Source organism: Pseudomonas sp. NFR16, assembly GCF_900108875.1.
Lineage (GTDB): Bacteria > Pseudomonadota > Gammaproteobacteria > Pseudomonadales > Pseudomonadaceae > Aquipseudomonas.
The window spans coordinates 393,652-419,579 of record NZ_FNYJ01000005.1 but is presented as its reverse complement, the minus strand read 5'-3'; the positions used below and the strand labels follow the sequence as shown (position 1 = coordinate 419,579).

At 57.4% G+C, this 25,928-nt stretch carries 26 protein-coding genes; 24 read left to right on the top strand and 2 right to left on the bottom strand.

Annotated features, from left to right (window positions below):
* The first annotated feature begins 195 nt into the window (after positions 1-195).
* The 21 genes from rpmH (at position 196) to glmS (ending at position 20,406) form a co-directional block, all read left to right on the top strand.
* Positions 196-330, top strand: a complete 135-nt coding sequence (gene rpmH / locus BMZ10_RS20615) for a 50S ribosomal protein L34 (protein ID WP_002551315.1) — start codon at positions 196-198, stop codon at positions 328-330.
* A 16-nt stretch (positions 331-346) separates the two neighbouring features.
* Positions 347-745: a ribonuclease P protein component gene (rnpA, locus tag BMZ10_RS20610; protein ID WP_093466525.1), complete on the top strand. Its 399-nt coding sequence runs from the start codon at positions 347-349 to the stop codon at positions 743-745.
* Entirely contained in the window at positions 738-983 is a 246-nt protein-coding gene (gene yidD / locus BMZ10_RS20605; protein ID WP_062386233.1) for a membrane protein insertion efficiency factor YidD, read from the top strand. Before rnpA ends, yidD begins: the two co-directional genes overlap by 8 nt.
* A 2-nt stretch (positions 984-985) precedes the next feature.
* Entirely contained in the window at positions 986-2,665 is a 1,680-nt protein-coding gene (gene yidC / locus BMZ10_RS20600; RefSeq protein WP_093466523.1) for a membrane protein insertase YidC, read from the top strand.
* Positions 2,666-2,743: 78 nt separating this feature from the next.
* On the top strand, positions 2,744-4,114 hold the full coding sequence (gene mnmE / locus BMZ10_RS20595) for a tRNA uridine-5-carboxymethylaminomethyl(34) synthesis GTPase MnmE (RefSeq protein ID WP_093466521.1): 1,371 nt from the start codon (positions 2,744-2,746) through the stop codon (positions 4,112-4,114).
* Between the two features lie 509 nt (positions 4,115-4,623).
* Positions 4,624-6,522, top strand: a complete 1,899-nt coding sequence (gene mnmG, locus BMZ10_RS20590; RefSeq protein ID WP_093466519.1) for a tRNA uridine-5-carboxymethylaminomethyl(34) synthesis enzyme MnmG — start codon at positions 4,624-4,626, stop codon at positions 6,520-6,522.
* On the top strand, positions 6,519-7,163 hold the full coding sequence (gene rsmG, locus BMZ10_RS20585; RefSeq protein ID WP_093466517.1) for a 16S rRNA (guanine(527)-N(7))-methyltransferase RsmG: 645 nt from the start codon (positions 6,519-6,521) through the stop codon (positions 7,161-7,163). The genes mnmG and rsmG overlap by 4 nt, the downstream gene beginning before the upstream one ends.
* A gap of 18 nt (positions 7,164-7,181) precedes the next feature.
* Positions 7,182-7,976, top strand: coding sequence for a ParA family protein (locus tag BMZ10_RS20580; RefSeq protein WP_093466515.1), 795 nt, complete (start codon positions 7,182-7,184; stop codon positions 7,974-7,976).
* 9 nt (positions 7,977-7,985) lie between these two features.
* The gene (locus tag BMZ10_RS20575; protein ID WP_093466513.1) at positions 7,986-8,858 is read left to right on the top strand and encodes a ParB/RepB/Spo0J family partition protein; all 873 of its coding nucleotides are present in this window, start codon (positions 7,986-7,988) and stop codon (positions 8,856-8,858) included.
* Between the two features lie 146 nt (positions 8,859-9,004).
* Positions 9,005-9,412 carry a F0F1 ATP synthase subunit I gene (locus BMZ10_RS20570; RefSeq protein ID WP_093466511.1) on the top strand — a complete coding sequence of 136 codons (408 nt, stop codon included), beginning with the start codon at positions 9,005-9,007 and terminating at the stop codon, positions 9,410-9,412.
* Between the two features lie 16 nt (positions 9,413-9,428).
* A complete protein-coding gene (atpB, locus tag BMZ10_RS20565) occupies positions 9,429-10,298 on the top strand; it encodes a F0F1 ATP synthase subunit A (protein ID WP_093466509.1) in 870 nt (289 codons plus the stop codon).
* A gap of 136 nt (positions 10,299-10,434) precedes the next feature.
* Positions 10,435-10,692 carry a F0F1 ATP synthase subunit C gene (gene atpE, locus BMZ10_RS20560; protein WP_002555987.1) on the top strand — a complete coding sequence of 86 codons (258 nt, stop codon included), beginning with the start codon at positions 10,435-10,437 and terminating at the stop codon, positions 10,690-10,692.
* Positions 10,693-10,749: 57 nt separating this feature from the next.
* On the top strand, positions 10,750-11,220 hold the full coding sequence (locus BMZ10_RS20555; RefSeq protein WP_062386210.1) for a F0F1 ATP synthase subunit B: 471 nt from the start codon (positions 10,750-10,752) through the stop codon (positions 11,218-11,220).
* A gap of 12 nt (positions 11,221-11,232) precedes the next feature.
* On the top strand, positions 11,233-11,769 hold the full coding sequence (locus BMZ10_RS20550) for a F0F1 ATP synthase subunit delta (protein ID WP_037016920.1): 537 nt from the start codon (positions 11,233-11,235) through the stop codon (positions 11,767-11,769).
* A 21-nt stretch (positions 11,770-11,790) separates the two neighbouring features.
* A complete protein-coding gene (atpA, locus tag BMZ10_RS20545; protein WP_062386207.1) occupies positions 11,791-13,335 on the top strand; it encodes a F0F1 ATP synthase subunit alpha in 1,545 nt (514 codons plus the stop codon).
* Between the two features lie 50 nt (positions 13,336-13,385).
* Positions 13,386-14,246, top strand: a complete 861-nt coding sequence (gene atpG / locus BMZ10_RS20540; RefSeq protein WP_093466507.1) for a F0F1 ATP synthase subunit gamma — start codon at positions 13,386-13,388, stop codon at positions 14,244-14,246.
* A gap of 28 nt (positions 14,247-14,274) precedes the next feature.
* Positions 14,275-15,651, top strand: coding sequence for a F0F1 ATP synthase subunit beta (gene atpD, locus BMZ10_RS20535; RefSeq protein ID WP_062386203.1), 1,377 nt, complete (start codon positions 14,275-14,277; stop codon positions 15,649-15,651).
* A 44-nt stretch (positions 15,652-15,695) separates the two neighbouring features.
* The gene (locus BMZ10_RS20530) at positions 15,696-16,121 is read left to right on the top strand and encodes a F0F1 ATP synthase subunit epsilon (RefSeq protein WP_043192055.1); all 426 of its coding nucleotides are present in this window, start codon (positions 15,696-15,698) and stop codon (positions 16,119-16,121) included.
* A gap of 121 nt (positions 16,122-16,242) precedes the next feature.
* Complete coding sequence (glmU, locus tag BMZ10_RS20525) at positions 16,243-17,610, top strand: bifunctional UDP-N-acetylglucosamine diphosphorylase/glucosamine-1-phosphate N-acetyltransferase GlmU (RefSeq protein ID WP_093466505.1); 1,368 nt, start codon at positions 16,243-16,245, stop codon at positions 17,608-17,610.
* Between the two features lie 180 nt (positions 17,611-17,790).
* A complete protein-coding gene (locus BMZ10_RS20520; RefSeq protein WP_177182181.1) occupies positions 17,791-18,561 on the top strand; it encodes a DeoR/GlpR family DNA-binding transcription regulator in 771 nt (256 codons plus the stop codon).
* Between the two features lie 9 nt (positions 18,562-18,570).
* Entirely contained in the window at positions 18,571-20,406 is a 1,836-nt protein-coding gene (gene glmS / locus BMZ10_RS20515) for a glutamine--fructose-6-phosphate transaminase (isomerizing) (RefSeq protein ID WP_093466501.1), read from the top strand.
* 75 nt (positions 20,407-20,481) lie between these two features.
* On the opposite strand, the gene BMZ10_RS20510 is transcribed toward glmS, so the two are convergent.
* Positions 20,482-21,405: a LysR substrate-binding domain-containing protein gene (locus BMZ10_RS20510; protein ID WP_093466497.1), complete on the bottom strand. Its 924-nt coding sequence runs from the start codon at positions 21,403-21,405 to the stop codon at positions 20,482-20,484.
* A gap of 184 nt (positions 21,406-21,589) precedes the next feature.
* Positions 21,590-22,513, bottom strand: a complete 924-nt coding sequence (locus BMZ10_RS20505) for a DMT family transporter (protein ID WP_093466495.1) — start codon at positions 22,511-22,513, stop codon at positions 21,590-21,592.
* 153 nt (positions 22,514-22,666) lie between these two features.
* On the opposite strand from BMZ10_RS20505, the gene gcvA reads away from it, so the two are divergent.
* From gcvA to BMZ10_RS20490, 3 genes are all read left to right on the top strand, one after another.
* Positions 22,667-23,575 carry a transcriptional regulator GcvA gene (gene gcvA, locus BMZ10_RS20500; RefSeq protein ID WP_093466488.1) on the top strand — a complete coding sequence of 303 codons (909 nt, stop codon included), beginning with the start codon at positions 22,667-22,669 and terminating at the stop codon, positions 23,573-23,575.
* A gap of 391 nt (positions 23,576-23,966) precedes the next feature.
* A complete protein-coding gene (locus BMZ10_RS20495; RefSeq protein ID WP_093466485.1) occupies positions 23,967-24,410 on the top strand; it encodes a cupin domain-containing protein in 444 nt (147 codons plus the stop codon).
* The gene (locus tag BMZ10_RS20490) at positions 24,410-25,918 is read left to right on the top strand and encodes a methionine--tRNA ligase (RefSeq protein WP_093466482.1); all 1,509 of its coding nucleotides are present in this window, start codon (positions 24,410-24,412) and stop codon (positions 25,916-25,918) included. Before BMZ10_RS20495 ends, BMZ10_RS20490 begins: the two co-directional genes overlap by 1 nt.
* Positions 25,919-25,928 lie beyond the last annotated feature (10 nt).

Genomic DNA, 25,928 nt, shown 5'->3' with positions numbered 1-25,928 from the left:
CTCTCCTTCTTTATTTCTATGTCTATGTCGTGTTCGGGGTGCGCTCGGTTTGCAGCGGGCCTCAGAATCCCTATAAGAAGTAAATGCAGGAAACGCTGGTTGGAAATTGACCTACGGGCGTGCTTTCTCTAGAATCCCCGGTCTCTTAAAACGGGGGCCATTCCGGCCCGTTGTGGACGAACCAGGTAACACGCCATGAAACGTACTTTCCAACCCAGCACTATCAAGCGCGCTCGCACCCACGGTTTCCGTGCTCGCATGGCCACCAAGAACGGTCGCGCAGTTCTGTCGCGTCGTCGCGCCAAAGGCCGTAAGCGTCTGGCAGTTTGATTAATCGGCACAGGTGGTGAGTCGAGACTTCAGTCGGGAAAAGCGTTTGCTGACACCCCGGCATTTCAAGGCAGTCTTTGACTCCCCTACCGGCAAGGTTCCGGGGAAAAATCTCCTGCTCCTTGTGCGCAACAACGACCTTGATCACCCCCGTCTCGGATTGGTGATCGGTAAAAAGAGCGTCAAGCTCTCCGTCGAGCGCAATCGCTTGAAGCGCCTGATGCGCGAATCGTTTCGCCTCCACCAGGACAACCTGGTTGGTTGGGATATCGTCGTTGTCGCGCGTAAAGGCTTGGGTGATATTGAAAACCCCGAATTGATTCAGCATTTCGGCAAGCTCTGGAAACGTCTGGCGCGCAGCCGGCCAACAGAAGTCAAAACCGAAACTGCGGGGGTAGACAGTCCTGATGCGTAAACTGGCGCTCGTTCCGATCCAGTTTTACCGCTATGCCATTAGTCCCCTGATGGCCAGTCATTGTCGTTTCTACCCCAGTTGCTCCTGCTACGCGTACGAAGCCATCGAAAATCATGGCCTGGTACGCGGCGGCTGGCTGACCTTACGTCGCTTAGGTCGCTGTCATCCGTGGAATCCCGGTGGTTTCGACCCGGTTCCACCAGCTCCCACCTCCCGTTCCTCTTCGATGGCCGAGTAATCATGGATATTAAACGCACGATCCTGATCGTCGCCCTGGCAATCGTGACCTATGTCGGTGTCCTCAAATGGAACCAGGACTACGGTCAGGCAGCCTTGCCGACTCAGAATGTTGCTGCCAACACCAATACATCCGCTATTCCCGATGCTCCACAAGGTTCTACTGCTGCAAATGCAGACGTTCCAAGTGCCACCGGAGAAGTCGCTGCGCCAGCTGAAACCCCTGTGGTTGCCAGCAAAGATCTCATCCAGGTGAAGACGGACGTTCTGAATCTGGAAATCGACCCGGTCGGCGGTGACGTGGTGCAGCTTCGCCTGCCGCTTTACCCACGCCGTCAGGACCATCCTGAGATTCCATTTCAGTTGTTTGATAATGGTGGCGAGCGCGTTTTCCTCGCGCAGAGCGGTTTGACAGGTGTTAATGGTCCTGATGCCCGTGCCTCTGGTCGCCCTGTTTACGCCGCCTCTCAGAAAAGTTATCAACTGGCCGATGGTCAGAATGATCTGGTCGTGGATCTGAAATTCAGCGATGCCGGCGTCAACTACATCAAGCGATTCACGTTCAAACGCGGCTTGTATGACCTGACCGTCAGCTATCTGATCGATAACCAGAGCGCTCAGGCCTGGAACGGCAATCTGTTCGCGCAACTGAAACGCGACGCCAGTGCCGACCCTTCGTCCACCACTGCCACCGGTACCGCTACTTACCTGGGTGCTGCCATGTGGACACCTTCGGAACCTTACAAAAAGGTTTCGATGAAGGACATCGACAAAGGCTCCATCAAAGATACCGTTCAAGGTGGCTGGGTTGCCTGGCTGCAGCACTATTTCGTGACCGCCTGGATCCCGAACAAGGCTGACAACAACACTGTCACCACGCGTAAAGACAGTGCCGGCAATTACATCATCGGTTTTACCGGCCCGGCAGTGACCGTAGCGCCTGGCGCCAAGGCTGAAACAACGACCACGTTGTACGCCGGTCCTAAAAGTCAGGCTGTCCTGAAAGAGTTGTCCCCAGGTCTGGAGTTGACCGTCGACTACGGCATTCTATGGTTCATTGCCCAGCCTATTTTCTGGCTGCTGCAACATATCCACAGCATTGTGGGTAACTGGGGCTGGTCGATCATCTTCCTGACCATGCTGATCAAAGGGCTTTTCTTCCCTCTGTCGGCCGCCAGCTACAAGTCGATGGCCCGCATGCGTGCTGTTGCACCTCGTCTGGCCGCACTGAAGGAGCAACATGGCGATGATCGTCAGAAGCTTTCTCAGTCGATGATGGAGCTGTACAAGAAAGAGAAGATCAACCCGCTGGGCGGCTGCTTGCCGATTCTGGTTCAGATGCCAGTGTTCCTCTCGTTGTACTGGGTACTGCTGGAAAGCGTCGAGATGCGTCAGGCGCCTTGGCTGCTGTGGATAACCGACCTGTCGATCAAGGATCCGTTTTTCATCCTGCCGATCATCATGGGTGCGACCATGTTCATTCAGCAGCGACTGAACCCGACACCGCCGGATCCGATGCAGGCCAAGGTGATGAAGCTGATGCCGATCATCTTCACCTTTTTCTTCCTGTGGTTCCCTGCAGGTCTGGTGCTGTACTGGGTTGTGAACAACACCTTGTCCATCACGCAACAGTGGTACATCACCCGCAGCATCGAGGCGAAAGCCAAGAAAGCCGCTGCCTGATCTACCCTGTTGATAAGTAAATCAGAACGCCCCCTCGTGGGGCGTTTTGCTATCTGACAGTTATTCAGGAGCAGGACCATGAACGTCCCTCGTGAAACCATTGCAGCGATCGCGACTGCCCAAGGCCGCGGCGGCGTGGGCATCGTGCGTATATCCGGTCCGTTGGCCAGCACGTGCGCCAAAGCGATCGTGGGCAAACAGCCCCAGCCGCGTCACGCGCATTACGGCCCTTTCCACGACCAGCAAGGCCAGGTGATCGATGAAGGGATTGCGCTTTATTTCCCGGGTCCGAATTCTTTCACCGGGGAAGACGTCCTTGAGCTGCAAGGGCATGGCGGACCCGTGGTGCTCGATATGCTGCTGCAACGCTGCGTACAGCTGGGCAGCCGACTGGCGCGTCCGGGAGAGTTCAGTGAGCGAGCCTTCCTCAACGACAAGCTCGACCTGGCTCAGGCGGAAGCCATCGCGGATCTGATCGAAGCAAGTTCTGCACAGGCGGCCCGTAATGCGCTGCGATCTCTGCAGGGCGCCTTCTCCACCCGTGTGCATAACTTGACCGAGCAGCTGATCAGCTTGCGGATCTATGTAGAAGCGGCGATTGATTTTCCTGAAGAGGAGATCGACTTCCTTGCAGATGGCCACGTCCTGCGCATGCTCGATGACGTGAGGGAGCAGTTATCCACAGTCGTGCGCGAAGCCAGTCAAGGCGCCTTGCTGCGTGACGGCATGACCGTGGTGATTGCAGGGCGACCCAACGCCGGTAAGTCGAGCCTGCTCAATGCCCTGGCAGGCAGGGAAGCGGCGATCGTCACGGAAATCGCGGGCACGACGCGGGATATCCTCCGTGAACATATCCACATCGATGGCATGCCCCTGCACGTCGTTGACACTGCCGGCCTGCGCGACACTCAGGACCAGGTCGAACGGATCGGCGTCGAACGCGCATTGAAAGCGATCGGTGAAGCTGATCGCATTCTGCTGGTCGTTGACGCGACCGCGCCGGAGGCCACCGATCCATTCGCGTTATGGCCGGAATTTCTTGATCAACGCCCTGATCCGTCGAACGTTACGCTCATTCGAAACAAGGCAGATCTGAGCGGTGATCCAGTAGGTCTGCTAGTGAGCAGCGATGGTCATGTGACGATCAACCTGAGCGCCAAGGCTGGCGGTGAGGGCCTTGAGTTGCTTCGTGAGCATTTGAAGGCCTGCATGGGTTATCAACAGACCTCTGAAAGCAGCTTCAGCGCACGTCGACGTCATCTGGAAGCGCTCAACAGGGCCGGTGCGTCCCTCGAACATGGCCGGTCTCAACTGACGCTTGCAGGCGCCGGTGAGCTGTTGGCCGAAGATCTGCGACTGGCCCAGCAATACCTGGGTGAAATTACCGGCGCGTTCAGTTCCGACGATCTGCTGGGACGCATCTTCTCCAGCTTCTGCATCGGCAAATAAGTATCCCCTCCTCAGCAGGCCCACATCCCGGGCCTGCTTTCTTTCTCCTATGACGCCCTGTTCGCCAGCTCCATGGCTGAGGACGTCTGCACGTTTTTTTTGACTCACCCCGAAATATCCACCGCAGGAGCCCTGTGCATAACCGGCATTCAGCTCAGTTGATAACCGGCCTACGGACCTGAGGATAATCGGGTCTGTGGGTAACCCTCCATTTAATCCACAGGCTTAAACATGTTATCCAAGCCCCTCATGCTGAGCTGACCACAGGCTTTTGATTCTCTGTACATAACGTATCTTAAGGCTTGTAGCTGTTTATCCACAGTTATCTGCCTCTCTAAACATAAACATAAAAACAAAGATTTTATAAATTTCTTTCTTTTTTACTTTTTTAACCGCCTTTCATCCACAGCTGGTTAAATTTTGCGCAAAAGGTTCCTTTCAGGGGGGCGAAGTCCCTATACTTGCCGCCAATTTCCTATTCCCCCCAAAAAACAGGCACGAGGTGCGTGGTGGATTTCCCTTCCCGTTTTGAAGTGATCGTCATCGGCGGCGGTCATGCCGGTACCGAGGCAGCACTTGCGTCTGCTCGCATGGGTGCAAAGACCCTGCTGTTGACGCATAACGTGGAAACCCTCGGGCAGATGAGTTGTAACCCCGCCATTGGTGGCATTGGTAAAAGCCATCTGGTTAAAGAAATCGACGCCCTGGGCGGTGCGATGGCAACGGCTACCGATTTGGGCGGCATTCAGTTTCGCGTGCTCAATAGCCGCAAAGGCCCGGCTGTGCGCGCTACGCGTGCACAGGCAGACCGCATTCTCTATAAGGCGGCGATTCGCGAGATCATCGAGAATCAGCCGAATCTGTGGATATTCCAGCAATCCTGCGATGACCTGATTGTCGAGCAGGACCAGGTCCGTGGCGTTGTGACTCAGATGGGCCTGCGTTTCATGGCGGATTCCGTGGTGCTGACGACCGGAACCTTCCTCGGTGGACTTATCCACATCGGTTTGCAGAATTACTCCGGTGGTCGCGCCGGCGATCCTCCGTCGATCGCGCTTGCTCGTCGCTTGCGTGAACTACCGTTGCGCGTTGGCAGGCTGAAAACAGGTACACCTCCGCGCATCGACGGTCGCTCTGTGGATTTCTCGGTAATGTCCGAGCAGCCTGGCGATACACCGATTCCGGTGATGTCGTTTCTGGGTTCCAAAGAACAGCATCCGCGCCAGGTCAGTTGCTGGATCACCCACACCAATGCCCGAACGCACGAAATCATCGCCGCGAATCTTGATCGCTCGCCAATGTATTCCGCAGCCGGGGAAATCGAAGGGGTCGGTCCTCGCTACTGCCCGTCGATCGAAGACAAGATTCATCGGTTCGCCGACAAGGAAAGCCATCAGGTTTTCATCGAACCGGAAGGCCTGACCACCCATGAGCTGTACCCGAACGGCATCTCGACGTCGCTGCCGTTCGATGTCCAGCTGCAGATCGTCCGTTCGATCCGCGGGATGGAAAACGCGCACATCGTGCGTCCGGGCTACGCCATCGAATACGACTATTTCGATCCTCGAGATCTGAAGTACAGCCTGGAAACCAAGGTCATCGGCGGTCTTTTCTTCGCCGGACAGATCAACGGCACCACTGGTTACGAAGAAGCCGGTGCGCAGGGTCTGCTCGCCGGGGCCAACGCCGCTTTGCGCGCCCAAGGCAAGGAAAGCTGGTGCCCGCGCCGGGATGAGGCTTACATCGGCGTGCTTGTGGACGATCTGATCACGCTGGGCACACAAGAGCCTTACCGCATGTTTACCTCACGGGCCGAATACCGTCTGATCCTGCGCGAGGACAATGCCGACCTGCGCCTGACCGAGAAGGGCCGCAAACTGGGCCTGGTCGATGATGCGCGCTGGGCAGCGTTCTGCGCCAAGCGCGAAGGCATCGAACAGGAAGAGCAGCGTTTGAAATCCACCTGGATTCGTCCGGGGACCGAGCAGGGTAATGCGGTTTCTGCCCATTTCGGAACACCGCTGACTCACGAGTACAACCTGCTCAACCTGCTGAGCCGTCCTGAAGTGGACTACGCCAGCCTGGTAGAACTGACCGGAAACGGCTCGACCGACCCACAGGTCGCCGAGCAGGTCGAGATCAAGACCAAATACGCCGGCTACATCGACCGCCAGCAAGATGAGATCGCTCGGCTGCGCGCCAGCGAAGACACCAAGCTGCCTGTCGATATCGACTACACCGGTATTTCGGGACTTTCCAAAGAGATCCAGAGCAAGCTGGGGATAACTCGTCCGGAGACCCTCGGTCAGGCGTCCAGAATCCCGGGCGTCACGCCTGCGGCAATTTCTCTGTTGATGATTCACTTGAAAAAACGCGGCGCGGGCCGTCAGTTGGAGCAAAGCGCTTGAGTTCGTTGGTCACCCCGCAGCACGCAGAAGAACTGACCCGAGGCGCCCTCGAACTGGGCGTCGAGTTGAGCGACAGCCAGCATAGCCTGTTACTTGGCTATCTGGGCTTGCTCATCAAATGGAACAAGGCCTACAACCTGACCGCCGTCCGCGATCCCGATGAAATGGTCTCGCGTCATCTGCTCGACAGCCTGAGCGTCGTGCCCTTCATCGAGGGCGAGCGTCAACTGGACGTCGGCAGTGGCGGCGGTATGCCCGGTATTCCTCTGGCCATCCTGTTCCCGGACATGAACGTCACCTGTCTGGACAGCAACGGCAAGAAGACCCGCTTTCTCACCCAGGTCAAGCTTGAGCTCAAACTCGCAAACCTGGAAGTTATCCACAGTCGTGCGGAAGCCTTCCAGCCCGAGCTGCCGTTCACAGGCATCATCTCCCGCGCATTCAGCAGCCTTGAAGACTTCACGCAGTGGACTCGTCACATGGGCGACGGCAAAACGCGTTGGCTTGCGATGAAAGGTCTGCATCCGGCGGACGAACTGGTAGCATTGCCCGCAGATTTTCATCTGGAAAGCGCGCAAGCCTTGGCCGTACCGGGTTGCCAAGGTCAACGGCATCTGCTGATACTGCGCCGCACGGCATGACAGGGAACACACGCAAGAATGGCTAAGGTATTCGCGATAGCGAACCAAAAAGGGGGGGTGGGTAAAACCACCACCTGCATCAACCTCGCTGCATCGCTGGTGGCTACCAAGCGTCGGGTGTTGTTGATCGATCTCGATCCACAGGGCAACGCCACGATGGGTAGCGGTGTGGATAAACACGCGCTGGAACACTCTGTCTATGATTTGCTGATCGGAGAATGCGACCTGAATCAGGCCATGCATTTTTCGGAGCACGGCGGTTATCAACTGTTGCCTGCCAACCGCGACCTCACTGCAGCGGAAGTCGTTCTGCTGGAAATGCAGATGAAAGAAGCGCGGCTGCGCACGGCGCTGGCGCCGATTCGCGATAATTACGATTACATCCTCATCGACTGTCCACCGTCGCTGTCGATGTTGACGCTTAACGCATTGGTCGCCGCAGACGGCGTGATCATCCCCATGCAGTGCGAGTACTTCGCACTCGAAGGTCTGAGTGACCTTGTGGATAACATCAAACGCATCGCCGAACTGCTTAATCCACAGCTGAAGATCGAAGGTCTGCTGCGCACGATGTACGACCCGCGTTTGAGCCTGATCAACGACGTGTCTGCGCAGTTGAAAGAGCATTTCGGCGATCAGCTGTATGACACCGTGATCCCGCGCAACATTCGGTTGGCCGAGGCTCCGAGCTTCGGTATGCCTGCTCTGGCGTATGACAAGACTTCCCGTGGCGCGCTCGCATATCTGGCGCTGGCCGGGGAAATGGTCCGCCGTCAGCGTCGCTCTTCACGCGCCGCAGCGCAGCCCACTTAAGGAAATCCCATGGCCGTCAAGAAACGAGGACTCGGACGTGGGCTGGACGCACTCCTGAGTAGCCCCACCGTCAGTGCGCTGGAAGAACAGGCCGTACAAGCCGATCAGCGCGAGTTGCAACACATCCCGCTGGACCTGATTCAGCGTGGCAAGTATCAGCCGCGCCGCGATATGGATCCGCAGGCGCTGGAAGAACTGGCCAATTCGATCAAGGCTCAGGGCGTGATGCAGCCGATCGTGGTGCGACCGATCGCGGACAATCGTTTTGAAATCATTGCGGGTGAGCGTCGTTGGCGAGCCAGCCAGCAGGCGGGAATCGATACCATTCCTGCCATGGTGCGCGATGTGCCGGACGAAGCGGCCATCGCCATGGCGCTGATCGAAAACATCCAGCGCGAAGACCTCAATCCGATCGAAGAAGCCATCGCGCTGCAGCGACTGCAGCACGAGTTTCAGCTCACCCAGCAACAAGTCGCCGAGGCTGTGGGCAAGTCCCGTGTGAGCGTGGCGAACCTGCTGCGCCTGATCGCCCTGCCTGAAGTCATCAAGACGATGCTTTCCCACGGCGATCTTGAAATGGGCCATGCCCGCGCTTTGTTGGGATTGCCGGAAGATCAACAGATTGAAGGGGCGCGACACGTTGTCGCACGTGGACTGACCGTGCGCCAGACCGAGGCGCTGGTTCGTCAGTGGCTGAGCGGCAAACAGGAGGCTGCGGCCCCGGTCAAAGCCGACCCGGACATCACTCGCCTGGAGCAGCGTCTGGCCGAGCGCCTAGGCTCTGCGGTGCAGATCCGCCACGGACAGAAGGGAAAAGGCCAGTTGGTTATTCGTTATAACTCGCTGGATGAACTCCAGGGTGTCCTCGCTCACATTCGCTGAAACATATCGTCCTTAACGCGTAGTCGGAAATCACTACCCGGCAGTTGAATAGGGGCTGAACCGCCCCTATACTCTGCGCGCATTTTGTCGGCACAAATTATGCCAAGTTATTGATTTTGGCGGCCGGCTTACGAGGAGCCCATGTGATGGAGACACGCACGCCAAACCGCTTGCCGTTCCATCGTCTGGCTGTTTTCCCGGTACTGCTGGCTCAAGTGATTGTCCTGCTGCTGGCAGCAGTGGCGCTCTGGCAGTGGCACGGAGTCGTAGCTGGATACTCAGGACTTTGCGGAGGCCTGATAGCGTGGCTGCCCAATGTGTATTTTGCCCATAAGGCTTTCCGGTTTACCGGTGCCAGGGCAGCGCAAGCCATCGTTCGGTCGTTCTACGCCGGCGAGGCGGGCAAACTGATTTTTACGGCAGTGCTGTTTGCACTGACCTTCGCAGGTATAAAGCCGCTGGCTCCGCTGGCGGTTTTTGGCGTGTTCATGCTGACCCAGTTGGTCAGCTGGTTCGCACCCCTGCTAATGAGAACAAGACTTTCGAGACCTTAGGGCGTTTGAGGCAACCATGGCAGAGCAGACAGCTTCGGGCTATATCCAGCACCACTTGCAGAACTTGACCTTCGGTCATTTGCCTGACGGCACTTGGGGCTTCGCGCATTCCGCAGCAGAAGCAAAAGAAATGGGCTTTTGGGCTTTCCACCTCGATACTCTCGGCTGGTCGGTGGCTCTGGGTCTGATTTTCGTCCTGATCTTCCGCATGGCAGCCAAGAAGGCGACCTCCGGTCAGCCTGGCGCTCTGCAGAACTTCGTTGAAGTGCTCGTCGAGTTCGTCGATGGCAGCGTGAAAGACAGCTTCCACGGTCGCAGCGCCGTCATCGCCCCGCTGGCGTTGACCATCTTCGCCTGGGTGTTCCTGATGAACGCCGTCGACCTCATTCCGGTCGACTGGATTCCTCAGTTGGCAGTCATGATCTCCGGTGATCACCACATCCCGTTCCGCGCGGTGTCGACCACCGACCCGAACGCGACACTGGGTATGGCGTTGTCCGTTTTCGCTCTGATCATTTTCTACAGCATCAAGATCAAGGGCATTGGCGGCTTTATCGGTGAACTGACCCTTCATCCTTTCGGCAGCAAGAATATTTTCGTTCAGGCGCTGTTGATTCCGGTCAACTTCCTGCTTGAATTCGTGACTCTGGTTGCTAAACCGATCTCTCTGGCACTGCGTCTTTTCGGCAACATGTATGCCGGTGAGCTGGTGTTCATCCTGATCGCGGTCATGTTCGGCAGCGGCCTGCTCTGGCTGAGTGGCCTGGGCGTGGTCCTGCAGTGGGCTTGGGCTGTGTTCCACATCCTGATCATCACCCTGCAAGCGTTCATCTTCATGATGCTGACCATCGTTTACCTGTCGATGGCTCACGAAGATAACCATTAAGACACGCCTGGCGAGTCTGATGATCCCCTCGCCAAGGTGAGGGGGTGCCCGCAAGGGCTGATGTAAAAAACGATTTTGTTTTACCGCTTTAATCTAAGAAAACCTAACCAATACGACGTAAAAGTCGGGAGGAAAGATGGAAACTGTAGTTGGTCTAACTGCTATCGCTGTTGCACTGCTGATCGGCCTGGGCGCTCTGGGTACCGCAATCGGTTTCGGCCTGCTGGGCGGTAAATTCCTGGAAGGCGCAGCGCGTCAGCCAGAAATGGTTCCAATGCTGCAAGTTAAGATGTTCATCGTGGCTGGTCTGCTCGACGCCGTAACAATGATCGGTGTTGGTATCGCTCTGTTCTTCACTTTTGCGAACCCCTTCGTTGGTCAACTCGCTGGCTGATCGCTCGAATTTTCGAGTTGATTGGTGTGATGGACAACGAACGAGCGAGGTGTTGGCGTGAACATTAATGCAACCCTGATTGGCCAGTCCGTTGCGTTCTTCATTTTTGTGCTGTTCTGCATGAAGTTCGTGTGGCCTCCGGTCATCGCGGCTTTGCACGAACGTCAGAAGAAGATCGCGGATGGACTGGACGCTGCCACCCGAGCAGCTCGCGACCTGGAGCTGGCCCAAGATAAAGCGGGTCAGCAACTGCGCGAAGCAAAAGCTCAGGCAGCTGAAATCATTGAGCAGGCCAAGAAACGCGGTACTCAGATTGTCGACGAAGCCCGTGAACAGGCTCGTGTCGATGCTGACCGCATCAAGGCTCAGGCTCAGGCCGAGATCGAGCAGGAACTGAACGGCGTCAAAGACGCGCTGCGCGCCCAACTGGGCAGCCTGGCAGTCAACGGCGCAGAGAAGATCCTGGGTGCCACAATCGATCAAAACGCGCACGCGGAGCTGGTTAACAAACTGGCTGCAGAAATTTAAGCGAGGGCGATCATGGCAGAACTGACCACGTTGGCCCGACCTTACGCTAAGGCAGCCTTCGAGCATGCCCAGGCCCACCAGCAGCTGGCCAATTGGTCAGCCATGCTCGGCCTGGCTGCTGCAGTGTCGCAAGACGACACAATGCAGCGCATGCTCAAGGCCCCGCGACTGACGAGCGCAGACAAGGCCGCCACTTTTATTGAAGTGTGCGGCGACAAGTTCGATGCCAAGGCACAGAATTTCATCCACGTCGTTGCTGAAAACGACCGTCTCCAGCTTCTGCCGGAGATCTCCGAACTGTTCGAGCTGTACAAGGCCGAGCAGGAAAAATCGGTAGATGTGGATGTGACCAGTGCTTTTGCATTGAACCAAGAACAGCAAGACAAACTCGCCAAGGTTCTCAGTGCACGGCTCGGCCGGGAAGTGCGCCTGCACGCTGCGGAGGATGCTGCCCTGATAGGTGGTGTCATCATCCGCGCCGGCGACCTGGTTATCGATGGCTCAGTTCGCGGCAAACTCGCGCAACTAGCCGAAGCATTGAAATCTTGAGTTTGAAGGGGCAGCAGAGCAATGCAGCAACTCAATCCTTCCGAAATAAGTGAAATCATCAAGGGTCGCATCGAGAAACTCGATGTGGCTTCCCAAGCCCGTAACGAAGGCACTGTCGTCAGCGTGTCTGACGGTATCGTGCGGATTCACGGTCTGGCCGACGCTATGTACGGCGAAATGATCGAGTTCCCGGGCGGCGTTTACGGTATGGCACTGAACCTGGAGCAAGACTCCGTGGGTGCGGTGGTACTGGGCGCTTACACCTCTCTGGCTGAAGGCATGAGTGCCAAGTGCACCGGCCGCATCCTGGAAGTTCCGGTTGGTAAGGAACTGCTGGGTCGCGTTGTCGACGCACTGGGTAACCCGGTCGACGGCAAAGGTCCGCTGAACAACACCGAGACCGATGCGGTCGAGAAAGTTGCTCCAGGCGTGATCTGGCGTAAGTCGGTAGACCAGCCTGTACAGACTGGCTACAAGGCTGTCGATGCGATGATCCCTGTCGGCCGTGGCCAGCGTGAGCTGATCATCGGTGACCGTCAGATCGGTAAAACCGCTCTGGCGATCGACGCGATCATCAACCAGAAAGACAGCGGCATTTTCTGCGTCTACGTAGCTGTTGGTCAGAAGCAATCGACCATCGCCAACGTGGTGCGCAAGCTGGAAGAAAACGGCGCTCTGGCCAACACCATCATCGTGGCTGCCAGTGCTTCGGAATCTCCTGCGCTGCAATTCCTGGCACCTTATGCCGGTTGCACCATGGGCGAATACTTCCGCGACCGCGGTGAAGACGCGCTGATCGTTTATGACGATCTGTCCAAGCAGGCTGTGGCTTACCGCCAGATCTCCCTGCTGCTGCGTCGTCCACCAGGACGTGAAGCTTACCCAGGTGACGTGTTCTATCTCCACTCCCGTCTGCTGGAGCGCGCATCCCGCGTTTCGGAAGAATACGTAGAGAAGTTCACCAACGGCGCAGTGACCGGCAAAACCGGCTCCCTGACCGCACTGCCGATCATCGAAACCCAGGCTGGCGACGTTTCCGCGTTCGTTCCGACCAACGTGATTTCCATCACCGACGGTCAGATCTTCCTGGAATCGGCCATGTTCAACTCCGGCATCCGCCCGGCAGTGAACGCCGGTGTTTCGGTATCCCGTGTGGGTGGTGCCGCTCAGACCAAGATCATCAAGAAGCTGTCCGGTGGTATCCGTACCGCTCTGGCTCAGTACCGTGAACTGGCGGCATTCGCCCAGTTCGCTTCTGACCTGGACGAAGCGACCCGCAAGCAACTTGAGCATGGTCAGCGCGTTACCGAGCTGATGAAGCAGAAGCAATACGCGCCAATGTCGATCGCTGACATGTCGCTGTCGCTGTATGCCGCTGAGCGTGGGTTCCTGACTGACGTCGAAATCGCCAAGGTCGGCAGCTTTGAACAAGCGCTGATTGCTTACTTCAACCGCGATCACGCCGATTTGATGGCCAAGATCAACGTGAAGGGTGACTTCAATGACGAAATCGATTCTGGCCTCAAAGCCGGTATCGAGAAGTTCAAGGCCACCCAAACCTGGTAAGCCGCAGCGGGAGCCGCGAGGCTCCCGCTTGCTAACCTGATAGGTGTTACATGGCAGGCGCAAAAGAGATTCGCAGCAAGATTGCGAGCATCAAAAGCACGCAAAAGATCACCAGCGCCATGGAAAAAGTGGCGGTCAGCAAAATGCGCAAGGCTCAAATGCGCATGGCTGCTAGCCGTCCTTACGCGGAGCGCATCCGCCAGGTGATTGGTCATCTTGCCAACGCTAACCCGGAATACCGCCACCCGTTCATGATCGACCGCGAAGTAAAGCGTGCCGGTTATATCGTGGTGAGCAGTGACCGTGGTCTTTGCGGTGGCTTGAATACCAACCTGTTCAAGGCTTTGGTCAAGGACATGGCGAAGAACCGTGAAAACGGCGTAGAGATCGATCTGTGCGTGGTCGGCAGCAAAGGTGCGGCGTTTTTCCGCAACTTCGGCGGTAACGTCGTCGCTGCGATCAGCCACTTGGGCGAAGAGCCATCGATCAACGATTTGATCGGCAGCGTCAAGGTGATGCTGGATGCCTACCTGGAGGGCCGTATTGACCGCCTGTCCGTGGTATCCAACAAGTTCATCAACACCATGACTCAGCAGCCAACGGTGGAACAGTTGATTCCGTTGGTCGCCACCCAGGATCAAGAACTCAAGCACCACTGGGATTACCTGTACGAACCCGACGCCAAAGAGCTGCTGGACGGCTTGATGGTCCGTTACGTGGAGTCGCAGGTCTATCAGGCGGTGGTCGAGAACAACGCGGCTGAACAAGCTGCGCGGATGATCGCAATGAAGAACGCCACTGACAACGCCGGTGACCTGATCAGCGATTTGCAGCTGATCTACAACAAGGCGCGTCAGGCAGCGATCACCCAAGAGATCTCGGAAATCGTCGGCGGCGCTGCCGCGGTTTAACGGTTCAAATATTCAGAGGATCCAGCTAATGAGTAGCGGACGTATCGTTCAAATCATCGGCGCCGTGATCGACGTGGAATTTCCACGCGACAGCGTACCGAGCATCTACAACGCGCTGAAAGTACAAGGCGCGGAAACTACCCTGGAAGTTCAGCAGCAGCTGGGCGACGGCGTAGTTCGTACCATTGCGATGGGTTCCACCGAAGGCTTGAAGCGCGGTCTGGACGTCATCGACAGCGGCGCAGCCATCTCCGTACCGGTCGGTAAAGCGACGCTGGGCCGGATCATGGACGTTCTGGGTAACCCGATCGACGAAGCCGGTCCGATCGACACCGAAGAGCGCTGGGGCATTCACCGTCCTGCGCCTTCGTTCGCTGACCAGGCAGGCGGTAACGACCTGCTGGAAACCGGCATCAAGGTTATCGACCTGGTTTGCCCGTTCGCCAAGGGCGGTAAAGTCGGTCTGTTCGGTGGTGCCGGTGTCGGCAAGACCGTAAACATGATGGAACTGATCCGTAACATCGCCATCGAGCACAGCGGTTATTCCGTGTTCGCCGGTGTGGGTGAGCGTACTCGTGAGGGTAACGACTTCTACCACGAGATGAAGGACTCCAACGTTCTGGACAAAGTGGCACTGGTATACGGCCAGATGAACGAGCCGCCGGGAAACCGTCTGCGCGTTGCTTTGACCGGTCTGACCATGGCCGAGAAATTCCGTGACGAAGGTAACGACGTTCTGCTGTTCGTCGACAACATCTACCGTTACACACTGGCCGGTACCGAAGTATCCGCACTGCTGGGCCGTATGCCTTCGGCAGTAGGTTACCAGCCGACTCTGGCTGAGGAGATGGGCGTGCTGCAAGAGCGCATCACTTCGACCAAGGAAGGTTCGATCACCTCGATCCAAGCGGTATACGTACCCGCGGACGACTTGACCGACCCGTCGCCAGCGACCACCTTCGCCCACCTGGACGCCACCGTCGTTCTGTCCCGTGACATCGCTTCCCTGGGTATCTACCCGGCGGTTGATCCACTGGACTCCACTTCGCGCCAGCTGGACCCGAACGTGATCGGCCAGGACCACTACGACACCGCTCGCGGCGTTCAGTACGTTCTGCAGCGTTACAAAGAGCTGAAAGACATCATCGCGATCCTGGGTATGGACGAGCTGTCGGAAACCGACAAGCAGTTGGTATCCCGCGCTCGTAAGATTCAGCGCTTCCTGTCGCAGCCGTTCTTCGTGGCTGAAGTCTTCACCGGTGCATCGGGTAAATACGTTTCCCTGAAAGACACCATTGCTGGCTTCAAAGGCATCCTCGCCGGTGAGTACGACCATCTGCCAGAACAAGCGTTCTACATGGTCGGCGGCATCGAAGAAGCGATCGAGAAAGCCAAGAAACTGTAATCCAGGCGCCCGGCAACGGGCGCTAATCAGGTTGAGGCAGGCAAATGGCTATGACAGTCCATTGCGATATCGTCAGCGCGGAAGGAGAGATTTTCTCCGGTCTGGTCGAGATGGTGATTGCACACGGTAACCTGGGTGATATCGGTATTGCTCCAGGTCACGCGCCGTTGATCACTGATCTGAAGCCAGGTCCGATCCGTCTGATCAAGCAGGGTGGAGAAGCCGAGGTGTTTTACATCTCCGGTGGTTTCCTTGAGGTTCAACCGAACATGGTCAAAGTGCTTGCCGATACCGTGCAACGCGCTGCCGACCTGGACGAAGCCTCTGCTCAGGAAGCCGTCAAGGCGGCCGAGAAAGCCCTGAATGAAAAAGGCGCAGATTTCGACTACGGATCTGCTGCTGCACGTCTGGCGGAAGCCGCAGCCCAGCTGCGCACCGTTCAGCAAATTCGCAAGAAGTTTGGCGGCTAAGGCCGGCAGCTTTCATGCGCGATTGAGTAAAAGGGTAGCCTCGGCTACCCTTTTTCTTTTTTGGCTTTCTTCTGAATACCAGCCCGGATATTGCCGCGGCTCGCCTGCCTGGAATCTCTTCATGTCACTCGATATCGTCATTCTCGCGGCCGGTCAGGGCACTCGTATGCGCTCCGCTTTGCCCAAGGTTCTGCATCCTGTTGCTGGCAACAGCATGCTCGGCCATGTTATCCACAGCGCTCGCCAGCTTTCGCCTCAGGGTATTCACGTCGTCATCGGTCATGGCGCTGAACGAGTGCGCGAACAGCTGGCAGCCGAGGACCTGAATTTCGTGCTGCAGGATAAACAGCTGGGCACTGGCCACGCCGTGGCTCAAGCGCTGCCGGTGTTGAGTGCGGACACTGTGCTGATTCTTTACGGCGACGTGCCGCTGATCGAAGTGGAAACCCTGCAGCGTTTGCTCACCCTGGTGAATGACCGGCAGCTGGGCCTGCTGACCGTCAGCCTCGATGACCCTACAGGCTATGGCCGGATCGTCCGCGATGAGCAAAACGATGTTTCGGCCATTGTGGAGCACAAGGACGCAACCGAGGCGCAGCGGGCGATCAAGGAAGGCAACACCGGCATCCTGGCGGTGCCTGGCAAGCGCCTGGCCGATTGGCTCGGTCGTCTGTCGAACAACAATGCTCAGGGTGAGTACTACCTGACGGACGTCATCGCGATGGCCGTCAATGATGGTTTGAGGGTCGCGACAGCCCAGCCGCATGATGCGATGGAAGTGCAAGGCGCCAATGACCGCAAGCAATTGGCCGAGCTCGAACGTCATTATCAGCTGCGCGAGGCACGCCGTCTGATGGCGCTAGGGGTCACGCTGCGTGATCCGGCTCGTTTTGATGTACGCGGAGAAGTCACAGTCGGTCGAGACGTGATGATCGACGTGAACGTGATTCTCGAAGGTCGTGTGGTCATCGAGGACGACGTCTCCATTGGCCCGAACTGCGTGATCAGGGACTCGACGCTGCGCAAAGGCTCGATGATCAAGGCCAACAGTCATCTGGAAGGTGCTGTCGTTGGAGAAGCAGCCGATGCGGGCCCGTTTGCCCGACTGCGACCGGGCAGCGTTCTTGAAGCGCGAGCGCATGTGGGTAACTTCGTCGAACTCAAGAATGCTCACCTGGGCGAGGGCGCCAAGGCCGGGCATCTCACTTATCTGGGAGACGCAGTGATCGGAGCGCGAACCAACATTGGCGCCGGCACCATCACCTGCAACTATGACGGCGCTAACAAACACAAAACCGTGATGGGCGAGGATGTGTTCATCGGCTCCAACAATTCACTGGTAGCGCCTGTGAATATCTCATCCGGCGCCAGCACGGCTGCGGGCTCGACCATCAATCAGGACATCGCGCCCGCGCAACTGGCCGTGGCCCGTGCTCGTCAACGCAACATCGACGGCTGGAAGCGGCCGGTCAAGATCAAGAAAGACTGACTTATCCACACGCGAATCTGGCCTGACCCCAGTTATGCACGTCAGGCCTATTCACCTCCCAGCCGGATCGTAAGTTATTCACAGCCGTCCGCTGAGCATAATCGCCCCCTCGACACTTGACGAATACCATTCGATAGGTTTCTATTGCCTTCGTTATCTTTCGAAACGAAACTTAAGCTCATCATGTCGAAACGCAATACGCCCCAGCGTCGCCATAACATCCTCGCGCTGCTTAACGAGCAGGGCGAGGTCAGTGTGGATGAACTGGCCAAGCGTTTTGAAACCTCCGAAGTTACGGTTCGAAAGGATTTGGCTGCGCTGGAGAGTAATGGCCTGCTACTCAGGCGTTACGGCGGCGCGGTGCCCATGCCTCAAGAACTGATCGGCGAGCCTGGCCAGCCGGTTTCTCGCCATAAGCAAGCCATCGCCCGGGCTGCTGTTGCCCGAATCCGCGAACATGCTCGAATCATTATCGACAGTGGCAGCACGACCGCCGCAATGATTCCAGAACTGGGGTTGCAGCCGGGCCTGGTGGTGATGACCAACTCGTTGCACGTCGCCAATGCGTTGGGCGAGCTGGAGCATGAGCCGGTGTTGCTGATGACGGGAGGCACCTGGGACCCGCATTCGGAGTCGTTCCAGGGCCAAGTCGCCGAGCAGGTGTTGCGTTCCTACGATTTCGATCAGTTGTTCATTGGCGCCGATGGAATCGATCTGGCGCGTGGCACCACCACCTTCAACGAGCTGTTGGGTCTTAGCCGCGTCATGGCTGAGGTCGCCCGCGAAGTGATCGTGATGGTCGAAGCCGACAAAGTCGGCCGCAAAATTCCCAATCTGGAGCTGCCCTGGAGCAGCGTCCATACCCTAATTACCGATGATCGCCTGCCTCAGGAGGCGCGCGACCAAATTCAGGCTCGCGGCGTGACGTTGATCTGCGCCGCTGTTTCCTAGGAGAAGACCATGTGTGGAATTGTCGGCGCCGTCGCTGAACGTAATGTCACTGCCATCCTGCTCGAAGGCCTCAAGCGCCTGGAGTACCGCGGCTACGATAGCGCCGGTGTAGCGCTGTTCAGCAACGCCGGTGTGCTTGAGCGCCGTCGCCGCGTGGGCAAGGTCAACGAGTTGGAGCAGTCGCTGGCGGGCGAACCGCTGGGCGGCCGTCTTGGCATCGCGCATACCCGCTGGGCCACTCACGGCGCGCCGGTTGAACACAATGCTCACCCGCATTTTTCCAGCGGCGAGCTGGCTGTCGTCCACAACGGCATCATTGAAAACCACGAGCCACTTCGTGAGCGCTTGAAGGGATTGGGCTATCTGTTCACTTCCGACACCGACACCGAAGTCATCGTGCATCTGCTGCACCATAAGCTGCAGGACACGCCTGATCTGACTGCCGCGCTGAAGGCGACGGTCAAGGAACTGCATGGTGCTTATGGCCTGGCGGTGATCAGCGCCAAACAACCGGATCGTCTGGTTGCAGCGCGCAGCGGCAGCCCGCTGGTGGTGGGCCTGGGGCTGGGCGAAAACTTTCTGGCATCGGATCAGCTGGCGTTGCGTCAGGTGACTGACCGCTTCATGTATCTGGAGGAGGGCGACATTGCCGAGATCCGCCGCGACAGCGTGCAGATCTGGACCGTTGCGGGCCTGCCCGTCGAGCGTGAAGTCGTGCAGTACCGCGAAGGTGCCGAAGCCGCCGACAAGGGCGAGTTCCGCCACTTCATGCTCAAGGAAATCCACGAGCAGCCAAAAGTCGTACAGCGCACGCTGGAAGGACGTCTGGGTCAGCAGCAGGTGCTGGTTCAGGCGTTCGGCCCGCAGGCGGCGGAACTGTTCGCCAAAGTGCGCAACGTGCAAATCGTTGCCTGCGGCACCAGTTACCACGCCGGGATGGTCGCGCGTTACTGGCTGGAAGGGCTGGCGGGCATCCCATGCCAGGTCGAAGTCGCCAGCGAGTTCCGTTATCGCAAAGTCGTGGTTCAGCCGGACACGCTGTTCGTGTCGATCTCGCAGTCGGGTGAAACCGCCGACACGCTGGCAGCGCTGCGCAACGCCAAGGACTTGGGTTTCCTGGCCAGCCTCGCAATCTGCAACGTCAGCATCAGCTCGCTGGTTCGTGAGTCCGACCTGACACTGCTGACTCAGGCCGGACCGGAAATCGGTGTCGCTTCAACCAAAGCCTTTACCACCCAATTGGTTGCGCTGATGCTGCTGACGCTGTCGCTGGGTCAGGTCAAAGGCACGCTGGCTGCCGGCGTAGAGGCGGAACTGGTCGAGGAGCTGCGTCGCCTGCCGACGCGTCTGGGCGAAGCGCTGGCGATGGACAGCACTGTGGAAAAAGTGGCCGAGCTGTTCGCAGAGAAAAACCACACGTTGTTCCTGGGTCGCGGCGCGCAGTTCCCAGTGGCGATGGAAGGGGCGCTGAAGCTCAAAGAGATCTCCTACATTCATGCCGAAGCCTACCCCGCCGGCGAGCTGAAACACGGCCCGTTGGCATTGGTGGACAGCGACATGCCGGTGGTGACGGTCGCCCCGAACAACGAACTGCTGGAAAAGCTTAAATCCAACCTGCAGGAAGTCCGCGCCCGTGGCGGCGAACTCATCGTGTTCGCCGATGAACAAGCTGGCATGATCAACGGCGAAGGCACCCACGTCATCTCGATGCCGCACATCCTCGATGCCCTGACACCGATCCTGTACACCATCCCGCTGCAGCTGCTGTCGTACTACGTCGCCGTGCTCAAAGGCACGGATGTGGACCAGCCTCGCAATCTGGCGAAGTCGGTGACGGTGGAGTGAGTTATCCACAGTGAGGGAATGAAGGAAAAAAAAGCCCACCATAAGGTGGGTTTTTTTCACCTGTGGATAAACCCGTCACGCGACCTGTCCCACCTCACGTACCGGCCCGTTTGCGGTTTTTCCTGCCTGTAACACCGCCCATTTCATGAACTCGACAATCGCCCATTCCTCGCGCCGCTCTTTTGCGCAGTACACGAAATAGTCGAATTTCAGCTCTGACGTCGCATTGGTGACTTGCACCAGGCGTTTGGATTGCAAGGCTTCAGAGGCGAATACGTTGTTGACCAGAGCGATGCCTTGCCCCGCGCAGGCGGCACTTATCAACAGCGATTCGTCGCCATAACTTGAACCCTGGATCATTTTGCGGTTATTCATCCCGAATGCATTCATCCACACCTTCCAGTAGTTGCGTTCGGTGTCCTGCAGCAAAGGGAAAGTCAGGCAGTCCTGCGGGCTTTCGATATTGCGCTGTTTGCTGAGCAGCTCGGGGCTGCAAACGGGGATGAGATAGGACGACCAGAGCCGAGTGGCGTGGTTGTCCGGGCTGGCGGCCATTTCGCGCTGGATGGAGATATCCACATGCCCGTGCTTGAGGTCCGACAGACCGTTGCAGATCTGGATGGAAATTTCGACGTTCGGACAGCGTGCCTTGAAATCGCCCAAGGCCGGAATCAACCAGGAACTGGCGATGGTGGAGGTCGTGCTGATGACCAGACGGGTTTGCCGAGTCTGTTTAAGCGACGCGCCTGACCAGGCTTTCTCGATCACGTCGAATGTGTCTGCAAGCTCGTCGTACAGAGCACGGCCGCTGGCAGTCAGCTGAATGCCTTTGGCGTCGCGCTCGAACAGGCGCTTGCCGATCTGATCCTCCAGACCCTTGATCTGCTGGCTCACGGCAGCAGGCGATACGCACAAATGGTCAGCCGCGCGCTTCATGCTGCCGACTTTGCACACTTCCACGAAGGTGCGAAGGGCTATCAACGGGATCGCTCTGCTCATCCTGCATACTCCGCCGAAGTCTCACAGCCCATTTGCCGAGGGATCAACGCGCTTGTGTGTGTCGCCATGTCAGTCTTCCGAAAGCCTGTTCATGTCCCTGTCGACGCTTTTCGAGGCACAGCCATGCCCCGTCTGGTCAACGCCACCAGACAACTGCGTATCAACATTGTGGATAAGTTTTGAATCAGGTGGTCGCAGGCGTGTCCTGCGTCTGGGGTGCCGGTTTGGGTTTGCTCTTGCTTAGCACGAACCAGACCGCCAGGCATATCAGCCCGCCGCCGTAGAGGTGCCCGGCAGACAGACTTTCGTGAAGAAACATCACGCCCCAGAGCACGCCAAAAGGCGGGATCAGGAATGTCACGGTCAAGGAGCGAACAGGTCCGATGTCGGCGATCAACCGGAAGTACAAGATGTAGGCGCAGGCCGTGCAGATGAAGCCAACTGCAGCGAGCGACATCCAGACGGTCGCGTCACCCCAACTGGCAGGCGGATTGACCGTTGCTGAAATGGCGAAGAAAGGCGCCAGGAATAACGTTGCTCCGATCTGACTGCCGAACGCGACCAGCTTCGCATCCAGTCCGCCCTTGTCGGCAATCCACTGACGCGTCAGGAATCCTGCGGCGCCGTAGCAGCTGGTCGCAACCAGACACGCCAATGCGCCCATCACGACGGTGCTGGTGAAAGTCATCGGCCCTGTGGTGGTCAATAATGTGATGCCGACCAGACCGGTCAGTACACCTGCCGCTTTCTTCGGCGTCAGCGAGTCATTGAAGAACATCGAGCCAATCAACACACCCATCAACGGCGTCGTGGCATTGAGAATCGCCGAGTACCCGGCGGGCAGTAACATTGCCGCCATGCTGTACATCAAAAACGGAATGCCAGAGTTGATCACGCCGAGAATAAGCGTCGCTCTGAGTTTCCCGTGGAATTCGTGTCGGGTTTTCAGAATGGCCAGAATGACCAATAGACCGATGGCGCCGAGTAATACCCGGAAGAATGCGGTAGGTAAGGCGCCGAGCACAGGGGCGGCAACGCGCATGAACAAAAAACTTGCTCCCCAGATAGCGGCGAGGACAAGTAGTCGAACATAGTCGGATAATTTCATCGCACTTCCCTTTGAATCACTTCGTCGAACCCTCGCCGCAAAGTTGTCGATTGACGCTTGTCGAGGCAGGGTGTGATGATTTGAGCAGTGTCTGAAGCCGTGCTCAAGCGAGCTTTTCTAACGCACATTAGATTTTCTTAACTGAGGACAGGCATGAAATTCCCGCCCCTTTACGCGCTGTTGTGTTTTGAAGCGACGGGGCGTCACGCCAGCATGAAAGGCGCGGCGGGGGAGCTTTTCGTCACGCCGGCGGCAATCAGTCAACAAATCGCCAAACTGGAAAAAGCCGTCGGTGTCACGCTGTTCATCCGCAACACCAAGCGCCTGGAACTCACGCCTGAGGGGAAGATTTACCTGCGCGCGATTCGCCCTGCGCTAGGGCAGATTTCCGATGCCACCCAGCGACTCATGAATGACAACGGGCCGAACACCATCACCGTCAGTTGCACCAGCGGATTTGCGATGCAGTGGTTGCTGCCGCGTTTGCCGGATTTTCAAGCCATATGCCCAGGCATCGAAGTGCTCATCAGCACGACAAACCGGCTCGTTGACCTATTGGGCGACGGCGTCGATTTTGCCGTGCGGCATGGCTTGGGTCGCTATCCGGGGCTTGAGGTGGAAATGCTCATCAATGACCGGCTGCAACCCGTATGCAGCCCGAGCCTGCTCCCGGATTCACGCTATCTGTCATCGCCCATCGACCTGAAGAGCTACAACCTGCTGCACGATGAGCACCGTGAAGATTGGGCGTTGTGGTTGCGTGCAGTGGGTATCGAAGATGGTGAAGCCGCAGTGCATCGAGGGTCGGTTTTCGTCGACTCCAACGGCGTGATCGAAGCCGCTCTGGCGGGAATGGGCATCGCGCTGGTGCGCCGTTCGCTGATACGCGAAGAACTGGCGTCGGGGCGCTTGGTCGTGCCGTTTCGCGCCACCATCGATACACCGATCGCGTACTACCTGGTTTACGACGAAACCGCGATTCTCCCGAAATCCAGCCGCCAATTTCGCGACTGGCTGGTGTCTCAGGCAATTGCCAGCCAGCGGGAATTCACCACGCGCTGATCTGCACGCACGTTCGATGCACATGTGGTCGAGATTATTCAAACGGCGTTGTTGCGTCTGACCAGGCGCTACCGACAGCGGACTTTACTGCTGTATGACAAGAAGCCGCTGACTCCATCGACTGCTGTTTATTACTGTTAATCCCAGCAGTTAAGTCCTACTTCAGTGTCCGGTGGCGTAACACAATCATTGGTCAAATCATTTAACTGATTGATAAATATCCCGATTAAGAAAAGTTCGGTTAAGTCAGACTTAACCGTCGATTGCGTATTTCTAGTTTGCTCGCTTTCGTGATTTTCTTCAGTTTATCCCTCAACCGGCAGGCGTCGATTGGTACTCGCTGACGCCAATAAACAACGAGCAAGGATGCTCCGGGCTGAAGGAGAACCTCATGACTGAATTCCAAATATTACGCCCCATGGCCTGGGACAAACTGGTTCATGAATATGATCTGGACGGGTCCAGGCTCTTGCCGTGGGATGGCTATCCAACGCCAATTGGCGGCGGTTGGTGTGTGGTCCGGCCACACACTAAATCGCTGTCGCACACCCAGATTGACCAGGAATTTTTCATTGGTATCAAGGGGACAGCCAAGTTGGTGGTGGGGGATCAGACGTACCCATTCACCATGGGCGATATCGCCGCCATTCCCAAGCACACTGATCACTATGTGCTTAACGACACCGATGAGGACTTTCATTTTTACGTGGTGTGGTGGGATCGAGATTCTGCCAACCGGTTTCTCGATGAAGACGCCCAACAAGCTGTCGCCTTGAATGAGTTTGCGTTGCAGAAGGCGACGATTCACGACGTGTCCGATCAGAGGGCTTCGTAATGGGTAAGTTGCTTGTCACCATCACGCCGCCGACGCCAAACGGCGACTTGCACATCGGTCATATGGCCGGTCCATTCCTGGCCGCTGACATCTACACCCGCGCACAGCGCCAGCGCGGCCACGACTGCACGCTGGTCTCCTATTCCGACGACTATCAGTCCTACATGCTTCGCCGCGGCATTGAACTGGATCGCCCAGCGCAAGAGCTGGCGCTGGAGAACACCGACAAGATCAACGACACGTTGAAGAAGATGGGTATCCAGGTCGATTTCTGGATGCGGCCATACCGCAACAACTACTTCAAGAGAGCCGTCGAAGAGATGTACGAATTCGCGGTGAAAGCCGGGGCGATCTACAAGAAAGTCAGCCAGGAACCCTACTGCGAGCATTGCGATAAATGGGGTTACGAAGCGTTCGGGCGTGGCAACTGTGATCACTGCGGGTCCGACTCCGACGCCAGCCAGTGCGAAGAATGCGCGCACACGCCCAATGCCTCGAAGATGTCCCAATTCCGCTGCAAGCTGTGCAGCGCGCACATGATCTGGCGCCCTGTAGAACGTGAATTCCTGGCGCTGTCGAATTTTCGCAGCCATCTGAAAAACACATTCGAACATGCGCCGCTGCGGCCTTTCATCCGCCGCTTTCTCAATGAAGAGTTCGAAATCGGGCCCGTTGACTGGGGCATCACCCGCCCTCACGACGGCGGTCTGGACCTCAAGCCCGATGGCAGTCGGCGTATCCACACCTGGGTCATGGGACTCTCGGGCTATCTGGCGGCTTTCCGTGAATACCTGAACGAGCACAAACACGCGCCCTGGGAGTACGACGAATACTGTCGTTCCGGTAAAGGGCGGCTGGTGCACTTTCTGGGATACGACTGCGCATTCAGTCACATGATGGTGTATCCGTCGCTGCTGCAGACCATGCACGGCTACCGCATGCGCCAGACCTTCTACACCAACCAGTTTCTGACACTGAACGGCAAGAACCTGTCCACCAGCCGGAATTACGCCATCTGGGCGCGGGATCTTGTTGCACAAGCCTGTACCGACAGTGCCCGTTTTTATCTGGCGCTGATCGCACCCGAGCAGGACACGGACGATTTCGACGTCGAGAAATTTGCTGCCTGGCGTGAACAGACCTTCAACGAGGTGCTGGTCAAGCTCGCGGCGCAGGCCGAACGCGAACGCGTGGACGGCGACAGCCTGAAAGTGAGCTCGGCGGATGCGGCCGCGATCAAGATTCTCGTGGCGCGCTGGTTTGAAGTGACCTCCGTGGATCACTTCAGCATGAAAGGGCTGGCGGTGCTGCTATCGGACGTGATCAACGCCGCACGAGACCGCCAGTTGCTGGGCAAGCGGATCCTGCCGTTCATGGCATTGATCGGTGCCATTGGTGCTCCGGTATTCCCGGATCTGGCCCGGCAGATCCTGCGTTACTGCCGCTTTACCGAAAACGAAGTGTTTCACCAACTGGTTTACGTCAGTGCCGTCGAGTACGAAATCTGATCGGGGAGGT

What these genes read in the sequence shown, in the direction of transcription:
- rpmH (WP_002551315.1), top strand. Translation starts at nt 196, where the DNA reads ATGAAACGTACTTTCCAACCCAGCACTATCAAGCGCGCTCGCACCCAC.
- yidD (WP_062386233.1), top strand. Translation starts at nt 738, where the DNA reads ATGCGTAAACTGGCGCTCGTTCCGATCCAGTTTTACCGCTATGCCATT.
- yidC (WP_093466523.1), top strand. Translation starts at nt 986, where the DNA reads ATGGATATTAAACGCACGATCCTGATCGTCGCCCTGGCAATCGTGACC.
- mnmE (WP_093466521.1), top strand. Translation starts at nt 2,744, where the DNA reads ATGAACGTCCCTCGTGAAACCATTGCAGCGATCGCGACTGCCCAAGGC.
- BMZ10_RS20580 (WP_093466515.1), top strand. Translation starts at nt 7,182, where the DNA reads ATGGCTAAGGTATTCGCGATAGCGAACCAAAAAGGGGGGGTGGGTAAA.
- BMZ10_RS20575 (WP_093466513.1), top strand. Translation starts at nt 7,986, where the DNA reads ATGGCCGTCAAGAAACGAGGACTCGGACGTGGGCTGGACGCACTCCTG.
- BMZ10_RS20570 (WP_093466511.1), top strand. Translation starts at nt 9,005, where the DNA reads ATGGAGACACGCACGCCAAACCGCTTGCCGTTCCATCGTCTGGCTGTT.
- atpB (WP_093466509.1), top strand. Translation starts at nt 9,429, where the DNA reads ATGGCAGAGCAGACAGCTTCGGGCTATATCCAGCACCACTTGCAGAAC.
- atpE (WP_002555987.1), top strand. Translation starts at nt 10,435, where the DNA reads ATGGAAACTGTAGTTGGTCTAACTGCTATCGCTGTTGCACTGCTGATC.
- BMZ10_RS20550 (WP_037016920.1), top strand. Translation starts at nt 11,233, where the DNA reads ATGGCAGAACTGACCACGTTGGCCCGACCTTACGCTAAGGCAGCCTTC.
- atpA (WP_062386207.1), top strand. Translation starts at nt 11,791, where the DNA reads ATGCAGCAACTCAATCCTTCCGAAATAAGTGAAATCATCAAGGGTCGC.
- atpG (WP_093466507.1), top strand. Translation starts at nt 13,386, where the DNA reads ATGGCAGGCGCAAAAGAGATTCGCAGCAAGATTGCGAGCATCAAAAGC.
- atpD (WP_062386203.1), top strand. Translation starts at nt 14,275, where the DNA reads ATGAGTAGCGGACGTATCGTTCAAATCATCGGCGCCGTGATCGACGTG.
- BMZ10_RS20530 (WP_043192055.1), top strand. Translation starts at nt 15,696, where the DNA reads ATGGCTATGACAGTCCATTGCGATATCGTCAGCGCGGAAGGAGAGATT.
- glmU (WP_093466505.1), top strand. Translation starts at nt 16,243, where the DNA reads ATGTCACTCGATATCGTCATTCTCGCGGCCGGTCAGGGCACTCGTATG.
- glmS (WP_093466501.1), top strand. Translation starts at nt 18,571, where the DNA reads ATGTGTGGAATTGTCGGCGCCGTCGCTGAACGTAATGTCACTGCCATC.
- BMZ10_RS20510 (WP_093466497.1), bottom strand. Translation starts at nt 21,405, where the DNA reads ATGAGCAGAGCGATCCCGTTGATAGCCCTTCGCACCTTCGTGGAAGTG.
- BMZ10_RS20505 (WP_093466495.1), bottom strand. Translation starts at nt 22,513, where the DNA reads ATGAAATTATCCGACTATGTTCGACTACTTGTCCTCGCCGCTATCTGG.
- gcvA (WP_093466488.1), top strand. Translation starts at nt 22,667, where the DNA reads ATGAAATTCCCGCCCCTTTACGCGCTGTTGTGTTTTGAAGCGACGGGG.
- BMZ10_RS20495 (WP_093466485.1), top strand. Translation starts at nt 23,967, where the DNA reads ATGACTGAATTCCAAATATTACGCCCCATGGCCTGGGACAAACTGGTT.
- BMZ10_RS20490 (WP_093466482.1), top strand. Translation starts at nt 24,410, where the DNA reads ATGGGTAAGTTGCTTGTCACCATCACGCCGCCGACGCCAAACGGCGAC.